Annotated in this window: 17 protein-coding genes; 7 read left to right on the forward strand and 10 right to left on the reverse strand. The window is 68.9% G+C overall.

The annotated features are described in order from the left end of the window. Nucleotides 1-12 precede the first annotated feature (12 nt). The 3 genes from ABD212_RS05910 to ABD212_RS05920 form a co-directional block, all read right to left on the reverse strand. Nucleotides 13-1,224, reverse strand: a complete 1,212-nt coding sequence (locus ABD212_RS05910) for an FAD-dependent monooxygenase (RefSeq protein WP_344092181.1) — start codon at nt 1,222-1,224, stop codon at nt 13-15. A gap of 15 nt (nt 1,225-1,239) precedes the next feature. After that, nucleotides 1,240-1,587 (reverse strand): HNH endonuclease, encoded by a 348-nt coding sequence (locus ABD212_RS05915; protein WP_344092183.1) that lies wholly within the window; start codon nt 1,585-1,587, stop codon nt 1,240-1,242. Between the two features lie 88 nt (nt 1,588-1,675). Then, entirely contained in the window at nt 1,676-3,763 is a 2,088-nt protein-coding gene (locus ABD212_RS05920; RefSeq protein ID WP_425561234.1) for a DNA gyrase/topoisomerase IV subunit B, read from the reverse strand. Nucleotides 3,764-3,931: 168 nt separating this feature from the next. Between ABD212_RS05920 and ABD212_RS05925 the strand changes: the two genes are divergently transcribed. Beyond that, nucleotides 3,932-4,153 carry a DUF7455 domain-containing protein gene (locus tag ABD212_RS05925; protein ID WP_344062706.1) on the forward strand — a complete coding sequence of 74 codons (222 nt, stop codon included), beginning with the start codon at nt 3,932-3,934 and terminating at the stop codon, nt 4,151-4,153. A 1-nt stretch (nt 4,154) separates the two neighbouring features. Here the strand turns inward: ABD212_RS05925 and ABD212_RS05930 are convergent, their stop codons facing one another. Both ABD212_RS05930 and ABD212_RS05935 read right to left on the reverse strand, forming a co-directional pair. Next, nucleotides 4,155-5,195: an alanine racemase gene (locus ABD212_RS05930; protein ID WP_344092185.1), complete on the reverse strand. Its 1,041-nt coding sequence runs from the start codon at nt 5,193-5,195 to the stop codon at nt 4,155-4,157. Beyond that, nucleotides 5,192-5,848: an alanine racemase C-terminal domain-containing protein gene (locus ABD212_RS05935; RefSeq protein ID WP_344092188.1), complete on the reverse strand. Its 657-nt coding sequence runs from the start codon at nt 5,846-5,848 to the stop codon at nt 5,192-5,194. The genes ABD212_RS05930 and ABD212_RS05935 overlap by 4 nt, the downstream gene beginning before the upstream one ends. 47 nt (nt 5,849-5,895) lie before the next feature. Between ABD212_RS05935 and ABD212_RS05940 the strand changes: the two genes are divergently transcribed. After that, nucleotides 5,896-6,918, forward strand: coding sequence for a sugar-transfer associated ATP-grasp domain-containing protein (locus ABD212_RS05940; protein ID WP_344092190.1), 1,023 nt, complete (start codon nt 5,896-5,898; stop codon nt 6,916-6,918). A 74-nt stretch (nt 6,919-6,992) separates the two neighbouring features. Here ABD212_RS05940 and ABD212_RS05945 read toward each other — a convergent pair whose 3' ends face one another. The 3 genes from ABD212_RS05945 to ABD212_RS05955 all read right to left on the reverse strand — a co-directional run bounded on the left by ABD212_RS05945 (nt 6,993) and on the right by ABD212_RS05955 (nt 10,271). Then, on the reverse strand, nt 6,993-7,688 hold the full coding sequence (locus ABD212_RS05945; protein WP_344092192.1) for a coenzyme F420-0:L-glutamate ligase: 696 nt from the start codon (nt 7,686-7,688) through the stop codon (nt 6,993-6,995). Further along, complete coding sequence (locus tag ABD212_RS05950) at nt 7,688-9,133, reverse strand: RNA polymerase sigma factor (protein WP_344092194.1); 1,446 nt, start codon at nt 9,131-9,133, stop codon at nt 7,688-7,690. The genes ABD212_RS05945 and ABD212_RS05950 overlap by 1 nt, the downstream gene beginning before the upstream one ends. Nucleotides 9,134-9,353: 220 nt before the next feature. Continuing rightward, on the reverse strand, nt 9,354-10,271 hold the full coding sequence (locus ABD212_RS05955; protein WP_344092196.1) for a proteasome assembly chaperone family protein: 918 nt from the start codon (nt 10,269-10,271) through the stop codon (nt 9,354-9,356). 84 nt (nt 10,272-10,355) lie between these two features. On the opposite strand from ABD212_RS05955, the gene ABD212_RS05960 reads away from it, so the two are divergent. The 3 genes from ABD212_RS05960 (at nt 10,356) to sucB (ending at nt 15,109) form a co-directional block, all read left to right on the forward strand. After that, nucleotides 10,356-11,834, forward strand: coding sequence for a leucyl aminopeptidase (locus ABD212_RS05960; RefSeq protein WP_344092199.1), 1,479 nt, complete (start codon nt 10,356-10,358; stop codon nt 11,832-11,834). Beyond that, entirely contained in the window at nt 11,831-13,204 is a 1,374-nt protein-coding gene (gene lpdA / locus ABD212_RS05965; protein WP_344092201.1) for a dihydrolipoyl dehydrogenase, read from the forward strand. Before ABD212_RS05960 ends, lpdA begins: the two co-directional genes overlap by 4 nt. A 63-nt stretch (nt 13,205-13,267) precedes the next feature. Then, nucleotides 13,268-15,109 carry a 2-oxoglutarate dehydrogenase, E2 component, dihydrolipoamide succinyltransferase gene (gene sucB / locus ABD212_RS05970; protein ID WP_344092204.1) on the forward strand — a complete coding sequence of 614 codons (1,842 nt, stop codon included), beginning with the start codon at nt 13,268-13,270 and terminating at the stop codon, nt 15,107-15,109. Between the two features lie 4 nt (nt 15,110-15,113). On the opposite strand, the gene ABD212_RS05975 is transcribed toward sucB, so the two are convergent. Further along, nucleotides 15,114-16,454 carry a hypothetical protein gene (locus ABD212_RS05975; RefSeq protein ID WP_344092207.1) on the reverse strand — a complete coding sequence of 447 codons (1,341 nt, stop codon included), beginning with the start codon at nt 16,452-16,454 and terminating at the stop codon, nt 15,114-15,116. A gap of 124 nt (nt 16,455-16,578) precedes the next feature. Between ABD212_RS05975 and ABD212_RS05980 the strand changes: the two genes are divergently transcribed. Next, nucleotides 16,579-17,289 carry a DUF4191 family protein gene (locus ABD212_RS05980; RefSeq protein WP_344092209.1) on the forward strand — a complete coding sequence of 237 codons (711 nt, stop codon included), beginning with the start codon at nt 16,579-16,581 and terminating at the stop codon, nt 17,287-17,289. A gap of 3 nt (nt 17,290-17,292) precedes the next feature. On the opposite strand, the gene ABD212_RS05985 is transcribed toward ABD212_RS05980, so the two are convergent. Beyond that, complete coding sequence (locus tag ABD212_RS05985; RefSeq protein WP_344092212.1) at nt 17,293-17,685, reverse strand: RDD family protein; 393 nt, start codon at nt 17,683-17,685, stop codon at nt 17,293-17,295. A gap of 134 nt (nt 17,686-17,819) precedes the next feature. On the opposite strand from ABD212_RS05985, the gene glnA reads away from it, so the two are divergent. Further along, the gene (gene glnA, locus ABD212_RS05990) at nt 17,820-19,244 is read left to right on the forward strand and encodes a type I glutamate--ammonia ligase (RefSeq protein WP_344092214.1); all 1,425 of its coding nucleotides are present in this window, start codon (nt 17,820-17,822) and stop codon (nt 19,242-19,244) included. Nucleotides 19,245-19,247: the final 3 nt, after the last annotated feature.

Consider the following 19,247-nt stretch of genomic DNA (forward strand, 5'->3'; position numbering starts at 1 on the left):
CGACCTCGCCGCTCAGCCGTCTTCGATGAGCCGCGCGAGCGACCGGGCCGCGCGCCGGCTCGCGACCAGCCCGCCCATGATCTCGCGGAGGGCACGGGCGCTGTCATCGCTGCGGCCGAGCGCGGCCTGGGCGCGAGTGTGCTGGAGCGCGCGGTGGCCCGCAGGATGCCGGATCGCCTCATAGGCATCGAGGCCGTCCGTGCCGCCCTCGCTGCTCAGGGCTGCGCCCAGTCGGTCGGCGAGTTCGAGCGCGTCCTGGATTCCCACATTGAGGGCCGATCCCCCGGCGTTGAAGACGTGCGCGGCGTCGCCGGCGAGGAAGACCCGCCCGCGCCGGTACGCCTCGGCTTGGCGGCTGTTTCCGACCGTGCTGCGGATGGCGGTGGCGCCCGTGATCGGCAGGTCCACCCCGAGCACACGGCGAAAGCTGGCACGGAGTTCGTCGATCGACACCGAATCGCTGGGTTCGTCGTCTCGCCGCGGCTCATGCGTGCTGACGAGGTAGAGGTCGGGGGGCGCGGCACGGTCGAGGACGGACATAGGAGCGATCGAGAAGGCACCGCCGGGCAGCAGGTTGGGCCGCATCGCGGCGATGGAGCCGAGGCCGGGAATCTCGAACGAGTCTCTGCGTCGTGTGATCCGATCCGCCGGCAGAGTCACCCTCGCGATCCGCGAGATCTCATCACCCGTGAAACCGGGGAAGCCGATGCCGGCCTGCTTGCGGACGAGACTGTGCGCGCCATCGCAGCCGACCAGGTATCGCGCCTTGACGACGCTCGTCACCTCACCGGTGCGGACATCGACCGTGACGGAGTCGTCGCGCTGAGCGAACCCGATGACCTCGTGCCCTCGCCGCACATCTGCGCCATGCTGCGTTGCCCGGCGCTCGAGCAGCTCCTCGAGGCGGGACTGAGGCACCGGCAGGATGTGCAGCGGGTTGCCGGGGCCGAATCCGAGGTTCAGCACGAGCGGCCCGAATTGGAACCGCGGCGGAGTCCGCACGCGCAGACGCGTGCCGGCCAGGATGCCGCGCTGAGCCAGTTCTCGGGCTGCGCGTCCGACGACGCCGTTCGCCTTGGGCATCGAGGACGGTGAGTCCTCGCGCTCGAAGATGACCACGCGGCTGCCGTCGGCGGCGAGTTCGCCGGCGAGCAGCAGACCGATCGGGCCGGCTCCGACGATCGCGATGTCCCAGGGCTGCGGGGGGGCTGCTGGAGTGCTCACCTGGCCAGTCTGGCGCTACGGCTGTGCGGTGAGAAGCGTAAGGACCTCGCGATGCCGCAGCAGGAACGCGCGCTCGTCGAGGCGCTTGCGTCGCAGCCATCGCGTCACCTCGTCATTGCTCTTGCTGGCGTTGCACGACCGGCAGGCGGGCACGACGTTCTGGACGGTGTATCGACCGCCGCGCGAGAGGGGCAGCACGCAGTCGCGCTGCAAGGAGGAGTCCGTGGCGCCGCAATAGGCGCAGCCGCCCCACGCATCGCGGATCGTCGCCCACTGGACCGGAGTGAGGTCGTTGTCCGCGGCATCCATCCGGCGCTTGCGTCGTCGAGCGGCTCGGGCGCGTCTGCTCTGCCCCACTGCCATGGGGGTCAGGCTAGCGATCAGGCGCCGGCTACTTCGGCAGACACGCGCAGTCGAACCACGGCGCCGGAGCCACCGACGCCGCCGCCCGCTACGCGTCGATGGACTCGCGCGAGAGGCGATGCGATGACTCGACGATGAACTCGCGGCGCGGCGCCACCTCGTTGCCCATGAGCAGCTCGAAGATGCGGCCCGCGGTCTCGGCATCCTCGAGGCGCACGCGCCGCAGCAGCCGGCCGCCACGGTCCATGGTCGTCGTGGCGAGCTGATCGGCATCCATCTCGCCGAGTCCCTTGTAGCGCTGCACCGGCTCATGCCAGCGGCGGCCCGACTTCGTGACCTTGGTGAGCAGCGTGTGCAGCTCGGGCTCGCTGTAGGTGTAGATGGTCTCGTTGGGCTTCGTGCCGGGGTTCATGACGATCACGCGGTGAAGCGGCGGAACGGCGGCGAACACGCGCCCGGCCTCGACGAGGGGTCGCATGTAGCGGAAGAACAGGGTGAGCAGCAGGGTGCGGATGTGGGCGCCGTCGACATCCGCGTCGCTCATCAGGATGACCTTGCCGTAGCGGGCGGCGTCGAGGTCGAAAGACCGGCCCGAACCCGCCCCGATCACCTGGATGATCGACGCGCACTCGGCGTTGGAGAGCATGTCGCTGACCGAGGCCTTCTGCACGTTGAGGATCTTGCCCCGGATCGGGAGCAGCGCCTGGAACTCGCTGTTGCGTGCGAGCTTCGCCGTGCCGAGGGCCGAGTCGCCCTCGACGATGAACAGCTCGGAGTGCGCGACATCCGACGATCTGCAGTCCACGAGCTTGGCGGGAAGCGAGGATGACTCGAGTGCGTTCTTGCGTCGCTGGGTCTCTTTGTGGGTGCGTGCCGAGATGCGCGCCTTCATCTCGGCGACCACCTTGTCGAGCAGCAGGGCGGTCTGGCTCTTGTCGTCGCGCTTGGGCGAGGCGAAGCGCGCCATGAGTTCGCTCGTGAGCACGTTGTTCACGATCTGGCGGACGGCGGGCGTGCCGAGCACCTCCTTCGTCTGCCCCTCGAACTGCGGCTCGGGAAGCCGCACGGTGAGAACGGCGGTCATGCCGGCGAGGATGTCGTCCTTCTCGAGCTTGTCGGTGCCGACCTTGAGCCGGCGGGCGTTCTGTTCGACCTGCGCGCGGAGCACCTTCATCAGGCCCTGCTCGAAGCCCTGCTGGTGCGTTCCGCCCTTCGGCGTCGCGATGATGTTCACGAACGAGCGCGACACGGTGTCGTACCCGGTCCCCCACCGCAGCGCGATGTCGACGTGGCACTCCCGCTCCACCTGGGTCGGCACCATCGCGCCCGTCGGCTGCAGCACCGGGACAGTCTCGGTGAACGTGCCCGAGCCGGTGAGCCGCCACGTGTCGGTGACGGCGGCGTCCGGGGCCAGGAATTCGGCGAACTCCGAGATGCCGCCGTCATACCGATAGGTCGTCTCGACGGGCCCTGCCGCCGTCGAGCCGTCGGCGCGCCGTTCGTCGCGCACGACGATCTCGAGCCCGGGCACCAGGAAGGCGGTCTGGCGGGCACGCTGTGCCAGCTCTTCAAGGTTGAAGGCGGCATCCTTCGTGAAGATCTGCCGGTCCGCCCAGTAGCGGATGCGGGTGCCGGTGACGCCCTTCGCAGCCCGTCCGGTGACCCGCAGCTCGGAGTTCGTCTCGAAGGGGGTGAAGGTGGAGGTGGGTGCGCCGTTCGCGAACACGCCCGGCTCTCCGCGATGGAACGACATCGACCAGGTCTTGCCGTTGCGGTCGACATCCACGTCGAGACGCTCGGACAGCGCGTTGACGACGGATGCGCCGACACCGTGGAGCCCACCCGACGCCGCGTACGAGCCGCCTCCGAACTTGCCGCCGGCGTGCAGCTTCGTGAAGACGACCTCGACGCCCGAGAGGCCGGTACGCGGCTCGATGTCGACCGGGATGCCGCGCGCCCTGTCGCGCACTTCGACGCTGCCGTCGGTGTGCAGCACGATGTCGATGCGCGAGCCGTGGCCGCCGAGAGCCTCGTCCACGGAGTTGTCGATGATCTCCCAGAGGCAGTGCATGAGCCCGCGCGAATCGGTCGAGCCGATGTACATGCCGGGACGCTTGCGGACGGCTTCGAGTCCCTCGAGCACCTGGAGGTGGTGGGCGGAATACTCGGCTGTCACAATCCTCAAGCGTATCCGCAGCCTCCGACGAGCTCGGGTGGACACGCTCCGGGCAGTCGTCCACTACGCGCACAGCGAAATGTCATCGGTTCGCGGCATTCTCGAAACAATGGCGTGGTTGTATTTCTTACCTGCACTGGAGTTCTACACATACGAGGAGGCACCGAGATGAACACGCTATCCACACCGACCGAGCCGGGTGTCGTTCTCGAGCACCGTCTGACGGCGCTGGACCGCTGCGATTCATGCGGTGCCCAGGCTTACATCGCCGCAGAGGTGAACGGCAGCGAACTCCTGTTCTGTGCACACCACGGTCGCAAGTACGAAGAGAAGCTTCGGGCGATCGCGACCAGCTGGCACGACGAGACGGCTCGTCTGATCGAGTCCTGAGTCAGCCATCGCGGTATTCGCGGGGAACGAGCGGCGACACCCGCACGGCGATCTCTTCGCCGATGGTTCCGATCGCCTCGGCGAGTTCGGTCGGCGAAGCCGCGCCGTCGCCGTAGACCGCCACGTCGTCACCGATGAGCGCTTCGGGCCACGATTCGATCAAGCTGGTGAGCGCGCCTACGCGCAAGAGAGTGCGGGGGCCCGCCGGACCCGCGACTCGCACGCGTCCTGAGAGGGTCGAGGGCAGGCCGTGCAGAGCGCCGATCGCGACGTGCACGCCTTCGTCGTCGATCCGGATGACGGGCGCCGCGAGCGTGGCGATGGGACGGATGCCGAGGGTCGCGTGGTCGGGTCCGCCCGCGGGACGGATGCCGTAGGCGAATGCCCCGATCCGCACCAGGTCGTGCCGGAACTCGCGGCGAGCGAACGATGCGGCGCTGGCCGCGACGTGGCGCAGCGCCGGCCGCAGCCCCGCTCGCTCGGCGGCGATCATCGCCTCGCGGAATCCGGTCACGGCCGCATCGTCTTCGTCGTCGGACGCCTCTGCCAGATGCGTCCAGAGCCCCACGACCTCGATGGACCCGGCCTCCTGGTGCGCGGCGGCAGCCGACACGGCGGCATCCCACTGCTCGGGCCGGATTCCGTTGCGGTGAAGCCCGGTGTCGATCTTGAGGTGCACCCGCACCCGCCGGGATGACGCTGACGCGATGCGCGCGACATCCTCGAGGAGGTCGAGGTCACCCACCCCGAGGTCGAAGTCGAGCGCCTCGGCGGTCCGGATCTCGTCGTCCGAGCCGGCGAGCCACACGAAGATCCGCGCGTCATCGCCGAGCTGGGCACGCACCACGGCTCCGGTGTGCACATCGAACGCGCCGAACCAGCGCACGCTGGCAGCCCACGCACGCCGGATGATCGGGGCGAGCCCATGGCCGTACGCGTCGTCCTTCACGACCAGCATGTGCTCGGCTGGCGCGACCTCTGCGCGGATGTGGGCGAGGTTCGCGGTGAAGGCGTCGAGATCGATGCGCAGCACGGGGGTCACGGGCGATGCTCCCGAACTGCGCGAAGGCCGACCGTGGTGGCGAGCTCCCGTGCCGTCAGTCCGGTCGCATCGACCCACTCCGTGATCGACGGATCGCCCGCGCCGGGATCGCCGAAGAACACGACCTGGTCTCCGCGCTGGACGTGGGCGGATCCGATGTCGACCACGCACACGTCCATCGCGACACGTCCGATGATGGGATGCCGCTCCCCGGCGATCGAGACCTCCGCCTGATTTCCGAGTGCCCGGACGATGCCCTGCGCATAGCCGCCCACGACGAGTGCCACCGACGTATCCTGCCGAGCGCGGTGGGTGTATCCGTACGAGACGCCCTCGCCGGTGAGCAGCGGCTTCACGGCGAGCACGGTGCCGCTGAGGCGCATGACGGGATGGAATCCGCGGGTGAGCCCCAGCAGTTCCTCGGCGAAGGGGGACTCGGCATCCGCATCCGCGGAAACTCCCGAAGCGGCGAGGGTGCGCGTCACCTCGGCCCATCCGTGGCCGTACGCGTCGGCGGGCAGGCCGACGACCGTGCCCGCGGGGAGCGCAAGCACGGCGGCGTTGTGGCGCAGTGCATCGTGGAAGATGCGAGCGACGGGGGCGCTGCGGGCCGAGGCGGCGGGCGCGGAGGCATCCATGTCGGCCGCAGTCACGCCATCTAGACTATCCGGGACCCCCGAACCCTCATCCCGGAGCACGCATGCCTTCTCAGGGCCTCGGCCTCGCGCCCCGCCTTCGCTATCTCGCCGGACGCGCACGCCGCATCGACGTCGGGTCGGTGCTCGAGCGCGCCAAGGAAGCATCCGCGCAGCACGACAAGTGGACCCCTGCAGTCGTCGTCGACATGCTGTGGTCCGCGGGCTTCAGACAGGTGGGCTTCCAGGACTACATCGACTACGACTTCGCCATCCTCAGCAGCGCTGAGCGCGCCACCTTCATGACGCATCCGGTGTCGAACGAGCTGTCGCAGAAGTACGACCACCCCGACCACCGCCACGTCTTCCAGGACAAGGTCGAGTTCGATCGGGTGTTCTCGGAGCACCTGCACCGCGAGTGGATGGTCGTCGAGGACGGCAATGCGGTTGCCGTGCACGAGTTCGCGCAGCGCCACGGCACGATCGTGACGAAGGAGCCCGTCGGTCAGGCCGGTACCGGGGTGCACCGCTATCACGCCGCCGAGATCGACGATTGGGATGCCTTCCACCGCGGCCTGCTCCAGCGCGGCGAGCTGCTCATCGAAGAGGTCATCGTCCAGCATCCGGATCTGGCGGCCGTGTGCCCGGGAACGGTGAACACCACGCGGGTGACGGCGTTCTTCGACGGCGAGATGACGCACATCCTCGCGATGGCTCAGAAGTTCGGCCGCGGAGCCGTTTCGGACCAGATGACGTTCGGCGGCTTCTACACGATGCTCGACGAGAGCGGCCATGCCGTAGGCGCCGGCTACGACTCGCACGGGCACGTGCACGAGACGCATCCCGACTCGGGGTTCCGGATCGCCGACTTCCAGCTGCCGATGATCGACGAAGTGCGTGCGTTCGTCGACCGCGTCGCCCGGGTCGTGCCGCAGGTGCAGTACGTCGGGTGGGACATCGTGGTGACGCCGACCGGTCCGGTGCTCGTCGAGGGCAACTGGGGCGCCGGCGTCTACGAGAACAAGCCGAGCGTCACCGGCATCCGCACCGGCCACAAGCCGCGCTACCGCGAGGCGATCGGCTTCTGATCCGCACGCTCGTCGGTGGTCGGGCGCGTTTCGTCTCGCTCCGCTCGCTCAACGAGCCGGGAGCCGCAGCGAAGTCAGGCGGCGCGGACGATGCCGAGCGGGGTCGACTGGTGACCCTGGCCGAGCGGGTTGTCCTTCAGGATCGCCACGAGCCGCTTCTCGCCGGCGCGGTCGAGCGTCGACCCGAGGATGTTTCCGCCCAGGTCGTTGATGTCGACAACAGCGACCTCGGCTTCGCCGCCGAGCAGCGACTTCAGGTGCGCGGCCACCTCGCGGGGCCGCTCCGGTCCGAGCACCACGGCCTTGTTGTACGGCGGGATGGTGCCGCTCGTCGGGCCGTCGATCGCACGGGCCTTGTCGCCGGCGATGCGGTAGAAGTCGCCCTTGCGGCCGAACAGCTTCGTGACGGCCGAGACCGCCGCGGCGAACAGGATGCGCAGCGTGCCGCACTCGCGAAGCGCCATCTCCATGGTCTCGGGCATCCCCAGCCCGATGCCGTAGGGCGTGCGCACCACGAACTTCGAGAGGAAGAGCGCGAGCCTGCGCGGCTTGATGTCCTCGACGAGGTACGAGCGCCCCTGCGTGATGGCGACGATCTTCTCGGTCACGAAGAGGATGTCGCCGGGCTGCACGACATCCGTCGCGTACTGCCGTACGAACGCGTCGAGGTCGTCACCGGGCATCACGACGTGCGTGCGGACCGGGATCCGCGAAACCTTCTCGCCGTTCAGTTCTACAGTCAGCGCCTTGCCGGCGTTGGCTTCGCTCATCACTCGAGGTAGTCCCGCAGCGACTGCGAACGGCTCGGATGCCGCAGCTTCGCCATCGTCTTGGACTCGATCTGGCGGATCCGCTCGCGCGTGACGCCGAACGTGTCGCCGATCTGGTCGAGAGTCTTGGGCTGACCGTCGCCCAGGCCGAAGCGCATCCGGATGACGCCCGCCTCACGCTCCGAGAGCGAATCGAGGAGCGACTCGAGCTGGCGCTGCAGCATCGTGAAGCCCACGGCGTCCGCGGGAACGACCGCCTCGGTGTCTTCGATGAGGTCGCCGAACTCGCTGTCGCCGTCCTCGCCGAGGGGGGTGTGCAGCGAGATGGGCTCGCGGCCGTACTTCTGCACCTCGACGACCTTCTCGGGCGTCATGTCCAGCTCACGGCTGAGCTCTTCGGGCGTGGGCTCGCGACCCAGGTCCTGCAGCATCTGGCGCTGCACTCGGGCGAGCTTGTTGATGACCTCGACCATATGGACGGGGATGCGGATGGTGCGCGCCTGGTCGGCCATGGCGCGGGTGATCGCCTGCCGGATCCACCACGTGGCGTAGGTGGAGAACTTGAACCCCTTGGTGTAGTCGAACTTCTCGACCGCGCGGATGAGCCCCAGGTTGCCCTCCTGGATGAGGTCCAGGAACTGCATGCCGCGCCCGGTGTACCGCTTCGCGAGCGACACCACCAGACGCAGGTTCGCGCCCAGCAGGTGCGACTTCGCACGCTGGCCGTCGCGGGCCACCCACTGCAGGTCGAGACCCAGCTGGCTGGACTTCTCGGCGCCCGACATGTGCGAGAGCTTCTCTTCGGCGAACAGGCCCGCCTCGATCCGCATCGCGAGCTCGACCTCTTCGGCCGCGTTCAGCAGCGGCACCTTGCCGATCTGCTTCAGGTAGTCCTTGACCGGGTCGGCCGTTGCACCGGTGATCTGGGTCGAGTAGACCGGGATGTCGTCCTCGTCGTTGGACGAGATGATGATCGCGCCGGTCGGCAGCGGCTCGCTGAACGCGGGCTTGGTCTCGTCCTCGTCCTCGTCGTCCTCGACCTCGACTTCAGCCGCGTCGTGGTCGGCTTCGGCCTCGACGGCGGGGGCCGCCTTCGCCTTGCGCGCCGGCGCGGCCGTGGGCTCGTCGTCGGCTTCGGCGTCGTCCTCAGCGTCCACGAGTTCGGTCTCGTCGATGTCTACGACATCCTCGAGCTCGACGTCGTCGTCGAGCTCCTCGACGTCGGACTCGGGGGCGGCCTTGGTGCTCTTGGCCGCTGTCACCTTTGCGGGAGTCTTCGTCACGGCCTTGACCGGGGTCTTGGTGGCCGCCTTCGCGGGGGTCTTGGCCGCGGTCTTCTTGGCCGCGGGCTTTGCAGCCGGCGCGCTCTCGATGGGCTCTTCGACGGGGGCCTGCGCCGCACCGGCGTTGCCCCGCGCGCGGGTCGTGGTTGTGTCTGAGGTCACGGTTCGCCTTTCACCGGCGGACGGATGTCGCGCGCCCCCCGGTAGATTTCGGACACTAGTAAGACCCTTGTCAAGTCCCCGCCCTGCCGAGGAAGCCTCGCAGAGCCGGTTGACAACGGGTCAGATCATCTATTGTCTCACACTTGCAGTGGACTGCTGACGTCCCCTGCCGCTCCCGGTGAAGACAACGCCCGGGAGAGGCCCGGCATTCCGGGTCGTCTCAGCGCTTCTCGTCGTCTCCGGTGGGGCGGCTCGCGAGGAATCGCTCGAGTTCTGCCGCGAGTTCGTCGGCGCTGGGCAGGTCACCGGTGTGGATGATCGGCGTCGCGAGCGTCGAACCCGCCATGTAGGCGTCGTAGCGCTCCTCGAGCCCCTGGACCATGCGCGACAGTTCGTCGCTGTCCGCCACCTGCTCGTCGACCTTGGCGAGGTAGTCGCGATTCTCGTCGCGCAGGTCGTCGCCGACGAACATGAGGCCGGTGGCGACCGTGAGGCTGTCCAGTGCTGCCAGCGCTGCCGCGGGATACTCCGTGTCGCCCAGATAGTGCGGCACAAGCAGTACGAACCCCGAGACGCGGACACCCGCCTCCGCGAGGCGGTACTCGAGCAGATGGCCGGCCGTGGAGGGGACCTGCGTGTGCGGCTGCCAGACCGAGTGCGCTTCCGTCAGATCCGTTCGCGTCCCGCTGACCGTCGTGCCGATCGGCCGCGTGTGCGGGACGGGCATCGGGATGGCGTGGACCCAGGTCACTGTCGAGATCTGCAGCTCCTCGACGAATGCGAGCACCGCGGCGGTGAAGGCATCCCATGCGAAGTCCGGCTCGTAGCCTGCCAGCAGCACGAAGGGATGGCCCAGGGCATCGTGCGCGAGCGACAGTTCGAGGCGCGGCGGCCGGTAGTCGGTCAGGTGGTCCTGCTCGAACGAGATGACCGGTCGTCGCGCCCGGTAGTCCAGCAGCACGTCGTTGGCGAAGACGGCGAGTGGAGTGGGATCCAGTTCGTCGCGGAAATACTCGACCAGCTGGCTCACGGCGCTGCCCGCATCCGTGAATCCGGTCAGCGCGATGACCATCGGCAATCCGCGGGGCACGGGCGGCGCAGCGGCCGAGCGTGCGTACAGCGGACCGGTTAGAGGCATGCATCAATGCTACGAGTCGCGTCGGCCCGCGCGGGTCGCGCCGTCCCGCTCAGAGCGAACACATGCATACCTAGGATGGGTGGCATGGCGTTCCCCGAAGTCGAGTACCGCACCGAGCCGATCCGAGAAACCGATGCAGACGCCATCCTGGTCGCACTGCCGCCGCTCGAGGGCGAAGACTCCGCCGTACTAGGCGAGTGGCCCGGGCTTCGCGATTCGCTGCTGGCCATCGGGTTCACGGGCGCGGCGTCCTCGCTCGTTCGCGTGCACGCTCCCGAGAGCACGCCGCTTCCGCTCGCGGTGGTGGGGACGGGAGCGCAGCCCGATGCCGCATCCCTGCGCGATGTCGTCGGCTCCGCCATCCGTTCCCTCACCGGATTCGCGACCATCGCCGTCTCGGCGCCGCTCGCTGACGATGCGCTGTGGCCGGCCCTCGCCGAAGGCGCCGCCCTCGGCGGGTATCGGTTCGAGGGGTACAAGTCCGAAGCGCCGAAGCCGCGCGCGTCGCGGGTGATCGTGCACGCGTCAGTGGCGCCCGACGCGGAGCGCCTCGCCCGTGTGACGGCGACGGCGGCCGCGGTGGCGCTCGTGAAGGATCTCGTGTCGATTCCGGCCGAGTGGCTGGGACCGGCCGACTTCGCCGAGAAGGCGGCCGACTTGGTCGCCGAGCTGCCTGTGACGATCCAGATCTTCGATGAGGACGCGCTGCGTGAGGGCGGCTTCGGCGGCATCCTCGGCGTCGGCCAGGGGTCGGACCGACCGCCTCGCCTCGTTCGCCTCGAATACTCTCCCGATGGGGCGGCGCGCCATGTCGCGCTCGTCGGCAAGGGGATCACATTCGACACCGGCGGCCTCTCGCTCAAGCCCGCGGCATCGATGGTGGGCATGAAATACGACATGTGCGGGGCCGCCACCGCCCTTGCCGTTCTGCGAGCGGTGGCCGCGATCGGCGCCCGGGTGAAGGTGACGGCATGGCTGTGCGTCGCCGACAACATGCCGTCCGGACGCGCGATACGACCCGGCGACGTTCTCCGCATCGCCGACGGCACGTCGGTGGAGGTGCTCAACACGGATGCCGAGGGCCGTCTGGTGCTCGCGGACGGGCTGGTCGCGGCCAGTCGTGAGCATCCCGACGTGATCGTGGACGTCGCCACGCTGACCGGAGCCATCACGATCGCCCTCGGCACACGCCACGCTGGCGTGATGGGCGACGACGAGACCGTCGCCGAGTACCTCGCTGCGGCCGCGGCCACCGGCGAGCTCGCCTGGCAGCTGCCGCTGCCGGCGCACATGGTGGATGAGCTCGACTCGCCGATCGCCGACCTGCAGAACGCCAAGATCGGGGATCCGGCAGGAGGGTCGCTGTTCGCGGGCCTCTTCCTCCGCCATTTCGTCGGGCGCACGAGCGATGATCCCGACGCGCCGCACATCCCCTGGGTGCACCTCGACATCGCCGGCGTCGGCATGAACAAGGGCGGCGCGTACGGCTTCACCGACAAGGGTCCCACCGGTGCGACCGTGCGCACCCTCATCGACTTCGTCACGGGAGAGGCATCACGATGACCGAGCACACCTTCGATGTCGTCGTCCTCGGCGGCGGAAGCGGCGGCTACGCCGCGGCCTTTCGCGCGGCCGAGCTCGGCCGATCGGTCGCCATCGTCGAGAAGGACAAGGTCGGCGGCACCTGCCTGCATCGCGGCTGCATCCCGACGAAGGCGCTGCTTCACGCCGCGGAGGTCGCGGAAATGACACGGGATGCCTCCGCCATAGGCGTCCTCGCGTCGTACGACGGGGTCGACTCCGCTCGACTGCGCGCATACCGCGAAGGCATCGTCGCAAAGAAGTACAAAGGCCTCGAGCTTCTGGTCAAGGCGCGCGGCATCACGGTCGTCTCGGGCGAGGGACGCCTCGAGGCCGGGCCGGCGGTGCGCGTCGGCGAGGATCTGTATCGAGGGACGGATGTCGTCCTCGCGACGGGTTCGTATTCGCGCACGCTTCCGGGGCTCGAGATCGGCGGTCGCATCATCGCCAGCGACCACGCGCTCGAACTCGACCAGATGCCCGGGCGAGCCGTGATCCTGGGCGGCGGCGTCATCGGCGTCGAGTTCGCGAGCGTATGGAAGTCGTTCGGCTCCGACGTGACGATCATCGAGGCGCTCGACCACCTCGTGCCGAACGAGGACGTCGCGCTCAGCAAGGCGCTCGAGCGGGCGTTCCGCAAACGCGGCATCGCCTACTCGCTCGGCGTCCGCGTGAAGAGCGCCACCCAGACGTCCGAGTCCGTGACGATCACCCTCGAAGACGGCAAGACGTACGAGGCCGACTATCTGCTGGTCTCGGTCGGGCGAGGTCCGGCCACCGCCGGGCTCGGCTACGAGGAATCCGGGGTCCGTCTCGACCGCGGATTCGTGGTGACCGACGAGCGACTGCGGACGAACGTGCCCCACGTGTGGGCCGTCGGTGACGTCACGCCAGGGCTGCAGCTGGCGCACCGCGGCTTCCAGCAGGGCATCTTCGTGGCCGAGGAGATCGCGGGTATGAACCCGGTGGTCATCCCCGACACGCAGATCCCCAGGGTGACCTACTGCAGTCCCGAGGTCGCTTCGGTCGGACTCACCGAAGCGCAGGCCGCCGGCATCCACGGTGCCGAGGGCATCGTCGCCTACGAGTACAACCTGGCGGGAAACGGCAAGAGCGAGATCCTCGGCACCGGGGGCATCGTGAAGGTCGTCAGGGCGAAAGACGGCCCGGTGCTGGGCGTGCACATGGTGGGCGACCGCGTCGGCGAACTCATCACGGAGGGCCAGCTCGTCGTGGGCTGGGAGGCGCACCCCGAGGACCTCGCTCCGTTCATCCACGCCCACCCGACGCAGAGCGAGGCGCTGGGCGAGGCCTTCCTCGCCCTCAGCGGCAAACCGCTGCACGCGCTCTGACCAACGGGCACGACCCGCATCACTAAGCTAGAAGGACATCGGCATCCTGAAGGAGACAAGCCCATGAGCACTTCCGTGGTCCTCCCCGCGCTCGGCGAGAGCGTCACCGAGGGAACGGTCACCCGCTGGCTGAAGAAGGTCGGCGACACCGTCGAGGCCGACGAGGGACTGCTCGAGATCTCCACGGACAAGGTCGACACCGAGATCCCGTCGCCCGTCGGCGGTGTGATCGAGGAGATCTTCGTCCAAGAGGACGAGACGGTCGAAGTCGGGGCGGTTCTCGCGAAGATCGGCGATGGATCCGGCGCCGGCGCAGCCTCGGCACCGGCGGAGGAAGCGCCGGCCCAGGACGAGCCTGCGGCTGACGAGGCGCCCGCCCAGGATGCCGCGGAGCCCGCGGCGGAGCAGCCCGCCCCCGCGGCCGAGCAGCCCGCGACCGAGCAGCCCGCGACCGAGCAGCCCGCGCCCGCCGCCGAGCAGCCGGCACCGTCGTCGGGAGGTAAGGATGTCGTGCTGCCCGAACTGGGCGAGAGCGTGACCGAAGGAACCGTCACCCGCTGGCTCAAGAAGGTCGGCGACACGGTCGAGGTCGACGAGCCGCTGCTCGAGATCTCGACCGACAAGGTCGACACCGAGATCCCGTCGCCGTTCGCCGGCGTTCTGACCGAGATCCTCGCCCAGGAGGATGAGACCGTCGCGGTCGGATCCGCGCTCGCACGGATCGGCGAAGCCGGGTCGGCCCCGCAGTCTGCCCCCGAGGCCCCGTCCACCGAGAAGCCGGTCGAGGCAGACGTTCCGACGACGGCCGAGCCCGACACGACTCCCGAGCCCGCTCCGGCACAGGAGGCGCCTGCACCGGAGCCGCCCGCGCAGCCCGCGCCTGCGGCCGCAGCACCGGCCGCACCCGCACTCGCACCCGCGGCCGCAACACCGGCCGCACCCGCACCTGCTGTCGCGTCGCCGGCCCCTGCGGCCGCGGAAGCCGACGACTCCGAGGTCGTCTCGTACGTGACCCCGCTGGTGCGCCGCCTGGCGCAGCAGCAGGGCGTCGACCTTGCCACGGTCGCCGGCACCGGAGTCGGCGGACGGATCCGCAAGGAGGACGTGCTCAAGGCTGCGGCTGCGGCCTCTGCGCCTGCCGCAGAGCAGCCCGCCGCTGCCGCTGCGCCCGCCCCGGTGGAGGTCTCACCCCTGCGAGGGACGACGCAGCCGATGTCGCGCCTGCGAAAGGTGCTCGCGGAACGCGCGGTTGCCTCGATGCAGTCGACGGCTCAGCTCACCACTGTGGTCGAGGTCGACGTGACCAAGCTCGCGAACTTCCGCGACAAGGTCAAGAACGACTTCCTCGCGAAGACGGGCGACAAGCTCTCCTTCCTCCCGTTCTTCGCGCTGGCGGCGGCAGAGGCCCTGCAGGCCTACCCGGTGATCAACTCGACCGTGGACGGCACAGACATCGTCTATCCGCCCAGCGAGAACCTGTCGATCGCGGTGGACACCGAGCGCGGCCTTCTGACGCCGGTGCTGCGGGATGCCGCGAGCAAGAACCTCGCCGAGATCGCACACGAGATCGCCGACCTCGCCGCTCGGACGCGCGACAACAAGCTGAAGCCGGACGAGCTCGCGGGCGGAACGTTCACGCTGACCAACACCGGGTCGCGCGGTGCGCTGTTCGACACGCCCGTGGTGTTCCTTCCGCAGTCGGCCATCCTCGGCACGGGCGTCGTCGTGAAGCGGCCGGGTGTGGTCTCGGTCGACGGCAAGGACGCGATCTCGGTGCGCTCGTACGTGTACCTCGCGCTGTCGTACGACCACCGCGTGATCGACGGTGCGGACGCCGCCCGCTTCCTCAGTGCGGTCAGGGTCCGTCTCGAGGCGGCCGCGTTCGAGGGTCAGCTCGGCATCTGATCCGTCAGGGCTGCTTCGCGGCATGGACGTCGCGGAGCAGCCATCGGTCGCCCTGGAGCATCACCACCACCAGCTGGGAGGGACGACCGCCGTCGAGCGCATCCACCCGCAGCACGGCTACGCCGCCGAAGTCGTCCAGAAGAGTGGTCGCGCGCTCGTCGCGACCCAGATCGATCGCGCCGGCCTCGAACTGCGTGCCCGGATCGCGGATCACGGCGGCAAGACATGATCGATCGCCCGCACATGCGGAGCGGGAGTCGAGCAGCCGGTTCGTCACGTCGACGAGATCCTCGGGTTCGTCGTCGGCAGAGCCCGTGTCGGCGCCTCCGCCGGTGACGGCGGGACTCGGCGACCCGTCTGCGGTCGCCGACGGCGACCCGTGCGCGGTCGCCGACGGCGTGCCGCCGACGGTTCGGCTGCCGGCACCCGCCGCGGCCGGCACATCGGCCGTCGCCGGTCGGCCCGCGCCGGTCGGCCACATCAGGCCGACGACGAGCACCGCGGCAGCCGCGCACCCGGCGTACAGCCACGGCTTGCGCGACTTCTGCTGCGGGCGGCGCAGCCGCCGCCAGACTCCGGTCGTCGCGCGGGAGACGGCATCCGCGAGATCGGCATCCACATGACGCGCGATCGCATCCACCCACGAGGATGCGCGATCCATCTCGTCTGCCGTCGGGATCGCCTCGCGATCGAAGGCGAACAGGTCCCGTGCGGCACGCGGGCCCAGAAGTGATGTCGCGAGCGGCTCGGGCGATGCGAGCGCGAACAGGTGCTCCTCGACGATGCGGAAGTCGTGGGCGGTGCGGCGCACACCGGCCACCGCCTCAGCCGCCTCGTGCAGCACCCCCGCGTGCGGCGAAGCGTCGGCGAGTGAGCGCAGCAGCTCTGCCGTGTGGACGGCTGCCTCCGCATCGCCGGTGTCTGTCGCGAGAACCGGGCGCCCGGCATCCGTCAGCCACCACTCCCCCATCGTGTTCGCCGAGGTGTCGAGTGCGGCCACTCCGCGGATCAGGCTCACGGCGACGGTGACGGTCTCGCCGATGGAGAGCGGAACGCGTGCGGCGTCGCGCCGGGCGAGGAACTCCTCGACCCGCTCGGCGCACAGCGGAAGCGCCACATCATGGCCGTCACCGTGCCGCACGATATCGAGCGGTGCGAGCAGATGACCCTCGGGATCGGCGCGCCAGCCTTCCCAGTCGCGCCCGAGCCCCTGCGCGTCGACGAGGACCCGCGACTCGCCGGAGGCGAGGCGGACGAGCATTCCGGCCCACGGCACATCTGTCGCACCGACACGGCGGACCGGTCGATAGGGCGCGAGCAGGCGGTCGGCGGCGGCGGAGGTCACCCCGGAAGCGTCGCAAAGGCTCGACGTCGATCGCCCGCCAGCGCCGCAGCCGGTGGACAATGGCGCCGCGCCACCGCCTGGGGAGGAGCAGTCGCCGACTCTCCGGAAAGGTAGGCTGGAGGGCATGGCCGCCCGCAGTACCGCACCTGAGAAGCGCCCCGGCTTCTTCTCGCAGCTCCGCACCCTCTACTCGTTCACGCACAAGGCGTTCCCCTGGCTGCCGTACATGCTGGCGGGTGTCGTGGTCCTCGGCATCCTCGTCGGTGTCGGCGTGGGCCTGCTGCTTCCGCCGGTCGCGGTGTGGAGCGTCATCCTGTGGGGCATCACCGGCCTGATGGCCGGCATCCTGATCGGCCTCATGACCATGACCCGGCTGTCGACGCGGGCGATGTACAAGCAGATCGACGGGATGCCGGGTGCCGCCGGTCACGTGCTCTCGACTTCTCTCGGTCGCAACTGGCAGGCGAGCGACATGCCCGTCGGCGTCAACCCGAAGACGCAGGACGCCGTGTACCGAGCCGTCGGCCGCGGCGGCGTGGTCGTCGTCGGCGAAGGCTCGCGTGGGCGACTCACCCGGCTCGTGAACGACGAGAGGTCCAAGGTGCAGCGCGTCGCGTCCGGGGTTCCGGTGACCGTGATCTACGTCGGCCACGGCGAGGGCGACGTGCCGATCTCGAAGCTCTCGTCGACTGTGAAGTCGCTGCCGAAGAAGATCGACCGAACCACCATGGCGGCCGTCATCAAGCGCGTGGACTCGGTCTCGCAGTCGCTGGCGTCGATGCCGATTCCGAAGGGCATCGACCCCACCAAGATCCGCGCACCGCGACCGCGGTGAGGCTCACCCCCTGATCAGCACCGTGCCGGCTGCCTTGTCGTGCAGCCCGCGCTGATCGGCATCCCAGATCACCGCCGGGATCACGACGATCAGCAGCGCGGTCCGCAGCACCGGACGCCAGAGGCCGACCCACGCGCCGTCGAGTCGAACCAGTCGAAGGCCGAAGATGCGATGCCCCGGGCTGCCCTGGATCGTCGGGATGAAGACGAGCTGGATCGCGGCGAAGATCGCGAGGATCGCCAGCGGATCCCAGCCGAAGAACCCCGAGATCAGATACGCGGCTCCGTAGTCGACGAAGAGCGCTCCGACACGGCGTCCGAGACGGGCGATCGAGCCGGCACCCTCGCGGGGGCGTCCGAGTCGTTCCCCGGGGTGATTCTGCACGTTCTGCGCCACGGAACCAGCGTATCCGCCGCCGCGTAACACGCCGGAAACAATCGTGTCACTGCCGGGCAATGCCCCCCGGGTACGTTGCCATTCAAGCCCGCGCGGCGGGCGGCGATCCCGAATGCCCTACCTCTGGAGCCTCCATGTTCAGTGATTCATCAGAGGTGCTGAAGTTCATCAAGGACGAGGACGTCAAGTTCCTCGACATCCGCTTCACGGATCTTCCTGGTGTGCAGCAGCACTTCAACATCCCGGCAGCCACCGTCGACGAGGAGTTCTTCACCGTCGGCCAGATGTTCGACGGCTCGTCGATCCGCGGCTTCGCCAGCATCCATGAGTCGGACATGCAGCTGATTCCGGACGTGTCGACGGCGTATCTCGACCCCTTCCGCGACGCCAAGACGCTGATCATGATCTTCGACATCTACAACCCCCGCAACGGCGAGATCTACTCGAAGGACCCGCGCCAGGTCGCGAAGAAGGCAGAGAAGTACCTCGCGTCGACCGGCATCGCCGACACCGCGTTCTTCGCCCCCGAGGCCGAGTTCTACATCTTCGACGAGGTCCGCTACGAAGTGAAGCAGAACTCCAGCTTCTACCACGTCGACTCCGAAGAGGGCGCGTGGAACAGTGGCCGCGAGGAGGACGGCGGCAACCTCGGGAACAAGACCCCTTACAAGGGCGGCTACTTCCCTGTCAGCCCAGTGGACAAGCAGGCCGATCTGCGGGACGACATCAGCCTCAAGCTCATCGAGGCCGGACTGGTCCTCGAGCGCGCGCACCACGAGGTGGGCACCGGAGGCCAGGCTGAGATCAACTACCGGTTCGACACGATGGTCCACGCGGCGGACGACATCCTGAAGTTCAAGTACATCGTCAAGAACACGGCGCTGCAGTGGAACAAGACCGCCACCTTCATGCCCAAGCCGCTGTTCGGCGACAACGGCTCAGGGATGCACACGCACCAGTCGCTGTGGAACGGCAGCACGCCGCTCTTCTACGACGAGAAGGGCTACGGCGGCCTCTCGGACATCGCCCGCTGGTACATCGGCGGCATCCTGGCGCACGCCCCCTCGGTGCTCGCCTTCACCAACCCCACGCTCAACAGCTACCACCGCCTGGTGAAGGGCTACGAAGCGCCGGTGAACCTGGTGTACTCGGCGGGCAACCGCTCCGCCGCCGTCCGCATCCCGATCACGGGCACCAACCCCAAGGCCAAGCGCATCGAGTTCCGCGCGCCTGACGCGTCCGGCAACCCGTACCTCGCCTTCGCCGCGCAGCTCATGGCCGGACTCGACGGCATCAAGAACCGGATCGAGCCGCACGAGCCGGTCGACAAGGACCTCTACGAGCTGCCCCCCGAGGAGGCCAAGAACATCCCGCAGGTGCCGAACTCGCTGCAGGATTCGCTCGACGCCCTCGCGGCCGACCACGAGTTCCTGCTCGCCGGCGGCGTGTTCACGCCCGAGCTGATCGAGACCTGGATCGAGTACAAGATCGAGAACGAGATCAAGCCGCTCGCCGCGCGCCCGCACCCGTTCGAGTACGAGCTCTACTACGGCGTCTGACCC

It is taken from the genome of Microbacterium deminutum (genome assembly GCF_039530205.1).
In the GTDB taxonomy this organism is placed as follows: Bacteria; Actinomycetota; Actinomycetes; order Actinomycetales; family Microbacteriaceae; genus Microbacterium; species Microbacterium deminutum.

Bases quoted from the DNA above. Each gene is read 5' to 3' on its own strand.
- ABD212_RS05915 (WP_344092183.1), bottom strand. From the start codon at position 1,587: ATGGCAGTGGGGCAGAGCAGACGCGCCCGAGCCGCTCGACGACGCAAG.
- ABD212_RS05925 (WP_344062706.1), top strand. From the start codon at position 3,932: ATGAACACGCTATCCACACCGACCGAGCCGGGTGTCGTTCTCGAGCAC.
- ABD212_RS05940 (WP_344092190.1), top strand. From the start codon at position 5,896: ATGCCTTCTCAGGGCCTCGGCCTCGCGCCCCGCCTTCGCTATCTCGCC.
- ABD212_RS05945 (WP_344092192.1), bottom strand. From the start codon at position 7,688: ATGAGCGAAGCCAACGCCGGCAAGGCGCTGACTGTAGAACTGAACGGC.
- ABD212_RS05955 (WP_344092196.1), bottom strand. From the start codon at position 10,271: ATGCCTCTAACCGGTCCGCTGTACGCACGCTCGGCCGCTGCGCCGCCC.
- ABD212_RS05960 (WP_344092199.1), top strand. From the start codon at position 10,356: ATGGCGTTCCCCGAAGTCGAGTACCGCACCGAGCCGATCCGAGAAACC.
- lpdA (WP_344092201.1), top strand. From the start codon at position 11,831: ATGACCGAGCACACCTTCGATGTCGTCGTCCTCGGCGGCGGAAGCGGC.
- sucB (WP_344092204.1), top strand. From the start codon at position 13,268: ATGAGCACTTCCGTGGTCCTCCCCGCGCTCGGCGAGAGCGTCACCGAG.
- ABD212_RS05980 (WP_344092209.1), top strand. From the start codon at position 16,579: ATGGCCGCCCGCAGTACCGCACCTGAGAAGCGCCCCGGCTTCTTCTCG.
- glnA (WP_344092214.1), top strand. From the start codon at position 17,820: ATGTTCAGTGATTCATCAGAGGTGCTGAAGTTCATCAAGGACGAGGAC.